The 11,691-nt window shown below is 39.1% G+C and carries 16 protein-coding genes; 6 read left to right on the forward strand and 10 right to left on the reverse strand.

Translation table 11 applies throughout. From position 1 onward, the window contains the following. Nucleotides 1–43 precede the first annotated feature (43 nt). The 8 genes from I579_RS00140 to I579_RS00165 all read right to left on the reverse strand — a co-directional run bounded on the left by I579_RS00140 (nt 44) and on the right by I579_RS00165 (nt 4,041). Complete coding sequence (locus I579_RS00140) at nt 44–1,633, reverse strand: DNA primase family protein (RefSeq protein WP_010753234.1); 1,590 nt, start codon at nt 1,631–1,633, stop codon at nt 44–46. Next, the gene (locus tag I579_RS00145) at nt 1,630–2,544 is read right to left on the reverse strand and encodes a hypothetical protein (protein ID WP_010753233.1); all 915 of its coding nucleotides are present in this window, start codon (nt 2,542–2,544) and stop codon (nt 1,630–1,632) included. The genes I579_RS00140 and I579_RS00145 overlap by 4 nt, the downstream gene beginning before the upstream one ends. Then, a complete protein-coding gene (locus tag I579_RS12730; protein WP_010753232.1) occupies nt 2,486–2,695 on the reverse strand; it encodes a hypothetical protein in 210 nt (69 codons plus the stop codon). Before I579_RS12730 ends, I579_RS00145 begins: the two co-directional genes overlap by 59 nt. Before the next feature lie 10 nt (nt 2,696–2,705). After that, a complete protein-coding gene (locus I579_RS00150; RefSeq protein ID WP_010753231.1) occupies nt 2,706–2,948 on the reverse strand; it encodes a hypothetical protein in 243 nt (80 codons plus the stop codon). Continuing rightward, nucleotides 2,923–3,075, reverse strand: a complete 153-nt coding sequence (locus I579_RS12735; protein ID WP_010753230.1) for a hypothetical protein — start codon at nt 3,073–3,075, stop codon at nt 2,923–2,925. The genes I579_RS00150 and I579_RS12735 overlap by 26 nt, the downstream gene beginning before the upstream one ends. Before the next feature lie 2 nt (nt 3,076–3,077). After that, on the reverse strand, nt 3,078–3,386 hold the full coding sequence (locus tag I579_RS00155; protein ID WP_010753229.1) for a hypothetical protein: 309 nt from the start codon (nt 3,384–3,386) through the stop codon (nt 3,078–3,080). A gap of 3 nt (nt 3,387–3,389) precedes the next feature. Further along, entirely contained in the window at nt 3,390–3,698 is a 309-nt protein-coding gene (locus I579_RS00160; RefSeq protein WP_010753228.1) for a hypothetical protein, read from the reverse strand. A 79-nt stretch (nt 3,699–3,777) separates the two neighbouring features. Beyond that, nucleotides 3,778–4,041: a MerR family transcriptional regulator gene (locus I579_RS00165; protein ID WP_010753227.1), complete on the reverse strand. Its 264-nt coding sequence runs from the start codon at nt 4,039–4,041 to the stop codon at nt 3,778–3,780. Between the two features lie 162 nt (nt 4,042–4,203). Here I579_RS00165 and I579_RS00170 point away from each other — a divergent pair, with 162 nt between their 5' ends. The 3 genes from I579_RS00170 (at nt 4,204) to I579_RS00180 (ending at nt 8,151) form a co-directional block, all read left to right on the forward strand. Further along, nucleotides 4,204–4,842 carry a helix-turn-helix domain-containing protein gene (locus I579_RS00170; protein ID WP_010753226.1) on the forward strand — a complete coding sequence of 213 codons (639 nt, stop codon included), beginning with the start codon at nt 4,204–4,206 and terminating at the stop codon, nt 4,840–4,842. A 50-nt stretch (nt 4,843–4,892) separates the two neighbouring features. Next, complete coding sequence (locus I579_RS00175; protein WP_010753225.1) at nt 4,893–6,044, forward strand: site-specific integrase; 1,152 nt, start codon at nt 4,893–4,895, stop codon at nt 6,042–6,044. A gap of 304 nt (nt 6,045–6,348) precedes the next feature. Then, on the forward strand, nt 6,349–8,151 hold the full coding sequence (locus I579_RS00180) for a glycerophosphoryl diester phosphodiesterase membrane domain-containing protein (protein ID WP_010753224.1): 1,803 nt from the start codon (nt 6,349–6,351) through the stop codon (nt 8,149–8,151). A 73-nt stretch (nt 8,152–8,224) separates the two neighbouring features. On the opposite strand, the gene I579_RS00185 is transcribed toward I579_RS00180, so the two are convergent. Then, nucleotides 8,225–8,443: a hypothetical protein gene (locus tag I579_RS00185; protein WP_010753223.1), complete on the reverse strand. Its 219-nt coding sequence runs from the start codon at nt 8,441–8,443 to the stop codon at nt 8,225–8,227. Between the two features lie 344 nt (nt 8,444–8,787). Between I579_RS00185 and I579_RS00190 the strand changes: the two genes are divergently transcribed. Beyond that, nucleotides 8,788–9,042: a hypothetical protein gene (locus I579_RS00190; protein WP_034810328.1), complete on the forward strand. Its 255-nt coding sequence runs from the start codon at nt 8,788–8,790 to the stop codon at nt 9,040–9,042. 180 nt (nt 9,043–9,222) lie between these two features. On the opposite strand, the gene I579_RS00195 is transcribed toward I579_RS00190, so the two are convergent. Then, nucleotides 9,223–10,392 (reverse strand): IS256 family transposase, encoded by a 1,170-nt coding sequence (locus I579_RS00195; protein ID WP_010752995.1) that lies wholly within the window; start codon nt 10,390–10,392, stop codon nt 9,223–9,225. Nucleotides 10,393–10,548: 156 nt separating this feature from the next. Between I579_RS00195 and I579_RS00200 the strand changes: the two genes are divergently transcribed. Together I579_RS00200 and I579_RS00205 are read left to right on the forward strand one after the other, a co-directional pair. Continuing rightward, complete coding sequence (locus I579_RS00200) at nt 10,549–11,238, forward strand: MIP/aquaporin family protein (protein ID WP_010753221.1); 690 nt, start codon at nt 10,549–10,551, stop codon at nt 11,236–11,238. Between the two features lie 147 nt (nt 11,239–11,385). After that, nucleotides 11,386–11,655: a hypothetical protein gene (locus tag I579_RS00205; protein ID WP_010753220.1), complete on the forward strand. Its 270-nt coding sequence runs from the start codon at nt 11,386–11,388 to the stop codon at nt 11,653–11,655. Nucleotides 11,656–11,691 lie beyond the last annotated feature (36 nt).

The raw sequence follows: 11,691 nt of genomic DNA on the forward strand, positions 1-11,691 counted from the left end.
TTATGGACGAAGTAATGACAATTTAGTGACACAACACGAACATTTAATCACTTAAGATTCGATACGTTGAGATTAGTTTTAACCCGATATATCGAGGTGTATGTTGACCACTATCATTAAAACCTTTTGTGTTTCTGCTTTTTGGTACTTTGCATTTATCCTTCAAATATTTAGTTAGTTCTTGAGTTGACTGTGCTTTGTAACCATTACAGGAACAAAACGCTCTGTACTCAGCAGCAACCGTTTTTGCAATTTCCCCTCTAGTTTCAGCGCTGTCAACCTCGCAACATTCAAACAAGAATTGGGCTATCCGGTCATTGTCAAATAACCATTCGGCTTTCGTATCTGCCATTGCCTTTGAACGTGTGAAGTTAGCCTTCTTACCGTTAAATATTTTTTTGAACTCCTGTATACACTGATAAACAAAACTAGCTGATTCTTTTTCTATTTCATCTAAATCTTGGCTATCCCAAAATTTAGCCCCTTCTAATCGTTGGTTGCCAATAGTGATTGGGACAACGGTTAAACGGTCAGCAAAACCTGGACTCATATCTTTAAAATGAAAGAACTCGTTCATGCTGAAAATATGCTTAGAGTGGCTTACAAAGGTGAACCCTTGGATTCCTTTGAACTCACCCCGGACAGCATCGCCACCAGTTAACTGTTTCAAAATACCTGTCTGACTAATGTAATCCTTATCAATATCCCCACTGACGTTTAAAGCTTTCCCCAGCAATTCAACAACGGCAAACTTATCTGTGGTCAACATTTGCGGAGTTAGTGCTGTACGATTTTCTTTAGTGATATAGTATTCAGCCATCATATTCAAAAAACTAGACTTCCCTTCTCCACCTTTCCCATATAAGAAAACTAAGTCTTGTGCTGGGGCATGGCTTCGATAAAAGGTATATCCAATAAACTGCTTCATGAATAAGGCGGCATCACCAAAGAAATCATGGAAAAATTTGTCTGTCGCTGGTGTCGGTGTTCCGGTCATATCCAATTCATAGTTGTAAGAAATCAATATGAAATTATCGGGATCGTGGGCCTTCATCTCATTGGTGAGAATATTGTACGTCCCATTTTTAAAGGGAACCAATGCCGGATTGCTTTCCTCAAAAGGTGAACGGTTGGAATAAGAAGGATCATACGTTTTCTGTTTTACATAAGTCTTGACCGGTGATATATATCTTTGGTCATAGTAGCCCCACGCTTGCAGTTCTTCGAGACAGATTTTCTCTGTAAAGGAAATCATCTCATTCTTACCAAAGTACCGCCAAGCGCCTTTCAACGGCTCATAGACAGCCCCTTCTAACAACTTAGGAAATCGCAACAAATGATTCTTTTTGATAATCATATCGCCCATTTTTTCGTGATCAAAGTAATGGTCAATTGAAAATTTATCTGAATCTTTTTGGTTCACTTCAACCGTACACATAAACCAATCTGGAGAAATGTTGTTCAATTCATCAACCATTGCTTGGGCAATACCAACGTCTTTGCTTTCAATTTCTTTGATTGCCACACGCAAATTTAACGGTGTTTTGCCAAAGTAACTGTTTTTCTTTTTTTGTTGTACCGTGTGCCTAATGGCGATTGTGTCTTTTAGTACCGAATCGCTTATACTACTCAATAAAGGTTTCCTCCTTTCTCGGCATGGTTTTTAATTCTGGAATGAAAAATGGTATCCAGCTCCTTTTGATCTAATGGTTCTGGAAAAATTTCTAAGTTGAAATTAATTGCTCCCATCACTTTAGCAATCGTTTCAATTGGTGTATCAACACTTAGCATTTTATCTACCATCTGCCGCCACCAAATGTTTCGATTCCCAACGGTTGCCCCTTCAAACAATTGTTCCAGGAAAACGCCTGTATATTTTTGCTTGCCGGAACTATTGGTTGTATAGCTACTTGTTTTAGGTAGGCGCTGTTTTTTTTGTGCATCTACCCACTGTTGAGAATTAGTAATCCTATGAAGGAACTTATCAACTGGAACAGGTTTAAATCCATCGTGGAAAATACGTAAATTATCACTGCTAAATTCCGTAACGATAGGCAAGCCTTGACCCTGTGACCACGTTTTATTACTTTCATCAAATTCAAACTTAACGGCCAGATCTAAGCAAAGCCCAAACAGCAACTTCTCGTATTCCTCACGACTTACTGCACGATCCAATTCAAGAACCAATCGATAACGGATATTATCCGGCTTGTATTTCAGGGTTGGATATAAGCAGTAATTGACGGCTTTTAGCTTGTCCGTTATCTTCCCTAAAAATTCGGATTCTGTTTCTTGGACATCATCAAAATCAATAAAGAGTAGCGAACGACTAACCAAATTTGTATTGTTACGCTTTAAGTCCCCAAGGATAGTACCAGCGATAACTATCAGCATTTGTTGTGTTTTAATCTTTAGTTCTTCGTCTTTGTCTTTTGGATAAGGAAGGCGCTGGGCCTTGCACGTTTTAAAGAAATCAAAATCACGATCAATATTCTTTACTTCGTGCATTGGTTCCAACGTTTTCACTATATTTGTATAAATCATCGTTTCCCCTCCTCACTTCGTACTCGTCCCATTCATTCCACAAAATCGCCACCACTGAAAACAACGTCAGCACCTTCACTACCATTGGGGCAAAGCCAAAACCTAAGCCGGCTACTACCCCTAGCGTAAACAGATTGAATTTTTTATTCATCGTGGCCACCTCAATCCGGGCAAATCTCGTTTGAGATACGTTGAATATCTTTCTCTAGGATTTTAAGACTATCGCCAATTTCACCAAGTAGCCCACTATTAATCTGGTATTTCAAAGAAAAATCATCACCGGTCACTCTGGCGTATTCCACCGTTTCAGCCAATCGCTTCAATACCTTTGCTTGTTGGGATAGATTGGTTAGCTCAACCACATATTTCATTAAATCGTCATTTGTTAATTTTACTGTTTTCATGGTGTTTTCCTCCATTTTCTGTTATCATGGAGTTAAGAAAAAACGGCTGTAAATTACCGTTGTGATAGCCTTTAACGTTCGCTTTGGTCGGTGGAATCGTTAAGGCTTTTTTTCTTACTCCAATCATGATTAATACTCCTGACTTGATACGTAATCCTTGAAGGCTTCCAAAACTTCCAGCGCTTCATACTCTGATAAGTTCGCCGCCTCTGCCAGCTTCGTAAGTGCTGCTAATTGGCTTTCTCTGAGGCTTTTTAGCATATTCTTGAGGTTTGCCTCTTGTTGAGAAAAGTAGGCTATCTTGGCTTCTAGTTCGTCGTTTAGTTGTGCCACGTTGTCAATCATCTTAAAAAGTATATCTTTCACCAACTCGGTATCGTCTGTTTCTTTCAATATTTGTACGACGCTTTTTCTAAGGTCCGTGATGTTTGCTTTCATAATTTAAACTCCCAACTTAATTCCCAAGACACTTGCTAACTGCTCAACTTTCAAATAGATCATCTCTTGGTATTCTTCAAAATCGACTGGCTCGCCTGTTTCATTATCGGTAATAACGCCTTGGGATATATCCGACAAATCTTGTAAAACAGATTCAGCGGTTACCTCTGGCTCATAATCTTCCTTTAGTAATTCAATGCCATTCATTGCCAGTTTAAAACTCTCTTGGGCAACTTCTCCCGAATTTTCAAATGCTGATTTGAGATGGTATAAAACTCGATTCTCTAAACGATCTTTTTCCAAATAGTGCATTTTTTGCTTCCTCCTTTAAATTCCTTCAGCAACAACCATTTGACTTCCAACATTCCACATACGCCCCCAGCGTTTGCGATTATTTTTGATACTGCAATAACCATTCCCGAATTGCCTTTTTACTATAAAGAACCATTCCTGATTCCAAGCGAATTTCTGGACAGCCTTGTTTCACCCAATCTTTTAATGTATTAACACTTACATCAAAAGCGGCTGCCGCATACTTCTGCTTTACAATATCTTGGTTATCAACCACTGCTTGCAACGCCTGTTCAAACATAGATACCGCTCCATCAAAACTTTGCTTTTGCCATTGGGCTAGTGTTTCTTCGATTGTTAGCATATGATTTTCTCCTTTCTTCCCGATAGCGATACGTCACTTTGCGTAACTTTTGGATATTTTTTTAGACGTCACTTTGCGTAACCTCTTGCCTATATTGTATATTTGATTTACAATGATGTCAAGTAACATTACGTAACTTTTTTCATAAGGAAGGAGGATTTTATGAAGAACAACGAACCCGATAAGTACGAAGTCGGAAAACGAATTAGATCACTACGAACAAAAAACGGACTTACTCTTGAAGAATTCGGGCTAATCTTTGATCCACCTGCAAGTAAAAGTATAGTTTCTCGTTGGGAATCCGGTAAAAGTTTACCCAGTCCTGAAAGGATAAAAACTATTAGTGATGAATTCAGTATTTCAACTATCTATTTGCTCTACGGAACAATCACGATGGAAGATTCTAGATTCATAGATAACTATAAGTATCTAACAGACCCGTCCTATTCATGGTCAAAAAAAGATTATCCTAAAGTTAAGGAATTTATTAAAAATTCTAGCATTGAAGCTTTACAAGAAGATCTAATGAACTTAGATTTAAACTCTCTCACCTTTTCTCAAATTGCATATTTGGAAACGGCTTTAGCTCCAATTGATTCTCAAGATTATAAAGACGATGATTTTACTCTATTAAACGGTCTTATGCACCATTTGGAAAATTTATATTCATATTCTCTTTATGTAGATATGAACAAAAAAATTAATAAAAATCTAGAAAATCAACAAAAAATAAAAAGTAAACAAGAATTGCAAGACGACGCCCGCAAGCAGCTCGAAAAAATCTTAAAAAAAATAATGTAGTATTTCTCCCTCCCACAACGTCCCCAGCGTTTGCAACTGGAGGAATAAACATGGCTACAATCAAGCAATATGACACCAAAAAAGGCAAATTTTGGTACTATAAAGCATACTTGGGAATTGACCCAACAACGGGTAAACAAGTAGCTACCACTAAACGTGGATTCAAAACAAAAAAAGAAGCTCAACTCGCATTAAGTCGGCTTCAGGTAGATTATGAAAAAAATGGATTAAACAAGCCAGCAGCCAGTCAGACCTTCCAAGAAATTTTTGATTTATGGAAAGAGAACTACAAATTGACTGTAAAGGAAAGTACTTATTGCAAGGCTATCAGTCAATATGAAGTGCATACTCTACCTGTCTTTGGCAAAAAAAAGATTGATGAAATTACCGTAACTGATATTCAAAAGTTTGCCAATGATAAGGTGAAAACTAAGAAAAAATATCGTGACTTTATCACCGATGTTTCAAGAATTTTTGAATATGCAATACAATTGGGAATCATAAATGATAACCCCACTAAAAGAATTATCGTACCCAAGCGAAAACAAGAAGTAATCGAGGAACGTCCCAAGAACTACTACACAAAAGAAGAACTGCAAACATTTTTGACCTGTTGCAAAGAACAAGAACCGCCTAAAATATACGCCTTCTTTCAATTGCTGTCTGCTTCCGGTTGCCGTCAAGGTGAACTGTTAGGCCTAGAATGGCGCTTTGTTGACTTCAAAGAAGAATGTATCTATATCAATCAAACACTAGCTAGAGGAGAAAATAGGCGCTTGTATATCGAACAACCAAAGACAAAACATTCCAAGCGAACTGTTAGCCTAGATCATGAAACAATGCAAGTTCTAAAAAAGTGGAAAAAGGAACAAGCCGCCTCTTACCTTCAACTAGGTATTAACACGAACCAAAAAAATCAATTGGTTTTTCCGAATGTGGAAAACAGCTTTCTTCAACTTTCTAAACCTAGAACTTGGATGTTAAGAATAATGAGAAACAACGATCTAAGGGTAATCACGATTCACGGATTCCGACACACACACGCCACCTTACTATTAGAAGCTGGTGTCCCTGCAAAAACGATTTCCGAACGATTAGGCCACACGAACATTCAGATTACTTTAGATTTATATTCACACGTTACGGAACGAATGGAGAAAAAAGTTCCCGGAGTATTTGCTTCAATCATGGCGGGAAATTGACTTGATTTTGACTTGATTTGTTTTCGATTTGTTGAAAAGCATTGATATTTTGATGAGATAAAAAATCATAAAACAGCGGTATTACAAGGAAGTGATAGGCTTTGATTTGTTAAAACCAATCCCCTACTCTCCTTCTTAGTAACGTTTTTCGCACTTTTGGCCTCGTTGTCAAAAGTGCTTTTTTTGTGTTTTGGGGGCAGAGTTTGGGGCAGAAATAAAAAGCCATCCAACGATCTGAACCCGAACAGTTCCCTTCTGTTTCCCTACTGAGCAAAATGATTTACACTGTAGTTAGGTGATGAAAATGAATTATTTGAAAAAAACACTTATGAATACATTCGAATTTCTCGGCAAGACGCAATCTTATTTCCGAGATGTCTTATTGATGCACGGCTTTTTGCTTTTTATCGTAATTCCGTTACTGAGTAGCTCGACTAAATTTATCTTAGCCAGAGGAGGAATTCCTTACCTTTCCTATGACAACCTACTGAGCATTGCCACCCAGCACTCCTTTGTCTTTCTCTTGTTACTACTCACTTTGTTGTTTATTTTGCTAACGGTGTATTTCGAATTTACCTTCTTATTACTCAGTGTCTACTTCTTAGAGAAAAAAGAAGCCGTCTCTTTACGCCAACTCTTGTGCATGACGGTAATCCAAATTCGCAAAGTCCGACCTTCTGTGGTCTTGTTCTTTCTATTTTACTTCCTGTTGGTCTTACCTATTGGCGGTCTGAATTTTAATTCTGATCTCTTAAGCCGCATTAAGATTCCTGCTTTTATCATGGATTTCATCTTTGCCAATCGCATCTTGATCATCTCCGCGTTTCTGTTGGTTTACCTAGCCTTGATTTATCTCGGCATTCGGTTAATTTTCGCTTTGCCGGAAATGATCTTGCGGGATCGTCCATTCTGGCCCGCCGTCAAAGAAAGCTGGTGGATTACCCAGCGGCGATTCTTTGCCATCTTAGGTCGTTTTCTCTTTATCGGTGCCAGCGTTTTGGCCATTGCTTCACTAGGAACGCTACTCGTACTAGGGGCCCAGAACTTGATTGAAGCGTATCTGCCAGATTATGCCTTATACAGCGCAGTCTTCGCCATGACCTTATTGCAATTTCTCTACTTATTAAATATCGTGTTGTCCACGGTGGGAATTTTCTTCATTATTGTCGACTTCATGGAAGATGAAGGCTTTCTGCCTGATATCCCCAGCTGGTTTTATAAAGAGCCCTTAAAAACGCCCCGCTTCCCCCAGGGGAAAAATGTCCTGTTACTGCTGATGACCCTATTTTTCGGTATCGGCGTCAGCCTCTACAATTTGAACTATTTAACCAGCACGACAGAAACCATTCCCTTAACCATTTCTCACCGGGGGGTCTCTGATAAAAATGGTGTGCAAAACAGTCTTGCGGCGTTGAAAGACACCCATGACCGCTATCAGCCGGATTACGTCGAAACCGATGTGCAAATGACAAGTGACGGGCAGTTTGTGGTGATTCATGACTTTGACCTGAAAGCCTTGACTGGTGAAAGAGGCACTCCAGAGCAAATGACTGCCGCCGACATCCTCAAGCGGCAAGTCAAAGAAAACCAACAAGCCGCGCCTATCGTAAGCTTCGATGAATATCTTGACTACGCCCAAGAACTTCATCAAAAATTACTAGTAGAAATCAAAACCCAACGAAAAGACTCGAAGGAATTGGTACAACGCTTCTTGGATCGTTATGAGGCAGACTTGAGCCAAAATCAAGATATGATTCAAAGCTTGTCTTATACTGTTGTGGAAGAAGTCAAAAAAGCCGCCCCAAACATCCCCACCGGCTACATTCTCCCTTTCAATCTCGTGGGGCCGCCTCAAACCAATGCCGACTTTTTGACAATGGAATTTAGTACCATCAATCGTAACTTTATCACGTCGGCCAAAGCAGACGGCAAAAAGGTCTTTGTCTGGACCCCGAATTCCGAAGATGATATCAGTCGCATGATTTTTTACGGCGTCGACGGCATCATTACCGACTCCTTGGAAACCTTGGATCGCACCATTGCCGCTCAAAAAGATGACCCTACCTATGCCGACAAACTCTTGAACTTCGTTATCGGCATCGGCTAAAAAAATACTCCCAACTAGGTCCTGTTTTCCTAGTTGGGAGCTTTTTTGTTAAGGAAAGTCAATAAGGTATAGTCTAGCTTACTAAAGCCACGGCTACGGGTTCTTTGACATCCCCATGTTTCACCAGCATCCGGTGTTGAGATTCGATGACAGTAGCCCGGTCTTCCTTGTTGCAGTCCTCCACCGTAATCACGACGGTATTGGTGTAGATTTGCTCCACTGTGCCCACTACCGTATTCTTTAGCCCAACTGGCGTGCAAAGGTAGGATTGGCCGATTTCGATTTGATTCATATTGTGTTCCTCCGCGTTTTTTTATTTAATCATATAATAACAGAAAAAAGAAAAACTGCAATCGTTTTCCAAACTTTTTTTTAATATTTGCCCTTGTTAGAACGGAATTATCACGAAAAAGTATTCTGTTTATTAAAAATCAGCTATTTTCGACTAATTTTTCACACAATTATTCTGTGAATTGACAAAAACAGATACCTTTTCTTAGAGAAAAATCTGTTTTTATTTTGAGAGCATGTATTTCATCTCTTTCAAGGCAAACATTTTTTTGATATGCTCGTTCGTCAGATAGAGCTTGTACAACAAAGGAAACCCTTACAAAAATACACGGCAGTAAAATCCTTATGATTTTCTTCAGACAAAAATATTTTTTTGTTTTTTTTAGAGGGATGTGTTACATTAGAATTGTTGGTGAAACAGCTAACAAAACTATTTTATTGAAAGCAGGTGAAGCGATGACCTATACTGCAAATGATGTCACCTATCGAATTGCATTCGATACGGAAAGCAACCATTTTCTAGCGATTGACACCCATAACGAAGCACGTGTTGCAACTGGCGTAACAATCGAAGAAGCCGTACGTAACCTACGAGGCTAATCAAAGGAGCGTTAGTGTGAAAATCACAGCTAGAACATTTCCCTAAAGTCGTCAACTAGTTATTCAACTAATTGACGACTTTTTTTGATATCTTGCTGCACAAATAGCGAATTACTTTACCGATTCTTGGGTAGCGTCAAGAATTATGTGTAAATGGAAAATCCATTCCGTTAATTACAGTTAAATCATTGACTCTAATGTATCCTGAATTTCTTTAAATCCTTTGTGAATCCTGCCTAAAAATTTTTGGTTATATTGATTAAATTGCGACACTAAAAATCTTTCTAAAGAGTCTTCATTTGGAAATTGTTCTTTTCTTCGAGTATACCGTTTTAATTGTTTATTAAATCCTTCGATTAAGTTCGTTGAATAGATGGTTCGTCTGATAGTGGGAGGAAAATTATAAAATGTGACTATGGCAGGATTCAAGAGCAGATTGACAACTCTTGGATACTGCTTTCCCCATTTTTTGACCATAAAGTCCACTTGAGCCAATGCCTCTTCTTTAGACGTTGCTTGGTAAACCGCTTTGAACTCCTCACAAATTTCTTTTCGATCTCGAATACGCACTTTATGTGCGATATTTCTAGATACATGTACACAGCATTGTTGAAATTGTGCATTCGGATACACACTATGGATACTTTCTTCGATACCACTTAAACCATCGGTTACCACTAATAAAACCTCTTCTAACCCACGGTTTTTAAGATCTTGAAGAACCTCTTTCCAAATATACGCGGATTCTGTTGGGGCGATAGTGAACCCAAGAACTTCTTTGGTTCCATCCAATCGGATACCAATCGTAATGTACACGGCTTCTTTTGAAACGGTTTGTCTCTTCAAAGGAATATGTGTCGCATCCATAAAGATAACGGAATAACTGGCTTCTAACGTTCTTTCTTTAAATGCTAAAACGTCTTCAGACACGAGTTTACTCATGTTGGAGATCGTTTGTGGCGTATAGTGATGCCCATACATTTTTTCAATTAATTCGGAAATTTCAGCCATCGTAATGCCTTTTTGAAATAATTGGATAACGGTCGTTTCTAACGAATCATTGGTTCTCTTATATGCTGGGAGTGTTTGTTGAGAAAATTCGCCATTCCGATCTCTAGGAATAGTTAAATTTAGCTCTCCATATTCTGTTTTAAATGTACGTGAATAATTCCCGTTACGGGAATTTCCTGAATTGAATCCATTTCGATCATATTTTTCGTAGTCTAAAAAAGCAGTTAGCTCTGCTTGTAGAAGTGAATTAATCGCTCGTTCTAAATGATCCCGAAATAATTCATCTAAATCGCCTTTATTGAGTAGTGTTTGCATAATTTCTGTAGTAAAATTAGTCATGAGAAAGTCCTCCTATAAAATTTCGGTGTCGTAACTTTAATTTTACAGAATGGACTTTCTCTTTTTCTACCCTAAATTTCTATTTACACAAAATATTTTACACTCTCGATTCTTGAGAAAACTCTATAATGTACCAGAAAGGAGAGAAATAATAAAATGGAATTATTTCGTAAGATTTTTGGTGAATTTATTGGTACCTTCATGTTAGTCTTCATTGGTACCGGGATGGTGGTTTTTTCCACGAATCCTGACCCATTGACCATTGGTTTGGCTTTTGGTCTATCGATTACGATCGCTGACTATGCGGTGGGCCACGGCGGTTTGTCTGATGGACATTTTAACCCAGCCGTAACCATTGCTATGGTATTAAACAAACGGGCAACGATTAAAGAAGCAGTGTTCTTCATCATCGCACAATTTGTCGGCGCGATTGCCGCTTCCGCTTGTGTCGGAGGTTTCGGTAGTGCTCTTGGCTTAGAAGCAGGAACATATGGGCAAACAGACTTCCCTGACATCAGCGCAGGTGCTGCTTTTGCTTTTGAAACCTTAATCAGTTTCTTGTTCATCTTCGTCATCTTAATGGTGACCAGCAAGAAATACGGTAGCAAACAAATGGCTTCTATCGCCATCGGTTTGACTCTAGGTTTCTTAGTTGCCATTGCTTTGAACTTAACTGGCGGTTCTTTGAATCCAGCTCGTAGTTTTGGTCCAGCTATTTTTGCTGGTGGCAGTGCTTTGTCCCATTACTGGGTTTACTTATGTGCCCCAATTCTTGGTGGGATTATCGCCGCAGTCGTTGCCAAATTCATGGGTAGTGAACAAGGTTTAACCGAACAAGATGCGTAATCTTTCAACTAAAAAAGAACTCTCAGCCACGGCTGGGAGTTCTTTTTTCATAGCCTCCGTTTGCTTTCAAGGGTGAAAACTGGAGTCCCCGGCAGCTATCTTGTATAATAAAGCCAGCCACAACGGCAGAATCAAGGAGTGAAGCTCATGGAAGAATTTGAAGGATTACTAGTAAAGACCGCATTGCTCCAAGAAAAACCCATTATGCTCTCGCTAATGCGCTTGGAAAATGCAGATGGCGCTTTGGATTGTGTGATTCGTAATCGCTATCTTTCCGCCTATATCTTCCGTTTGCCAAAGGACACGTACACCATTCGAGTCACAGGCAGACGCAACAAACGTAACCAACTGTTAGTCAAACACATGACCATCTTAAACGTGGATGAATATATCAAGGTCATTGGCACCCCAGAATAGGAAAAAGCCCTCAACGCTTATGCGCTGAGGGCTTTT

The organism is Enterococcus asini ATCC 700915 (genome assembly GCF_000407365.1).
In the GTDB taxonomy this organism is placed as follows: domain Bacteria; phylum Bacillota; class Bacilli; order Lactobacillales; family Enterococcaceae; genus Enterococcus_C; species Enterococcus_C asini.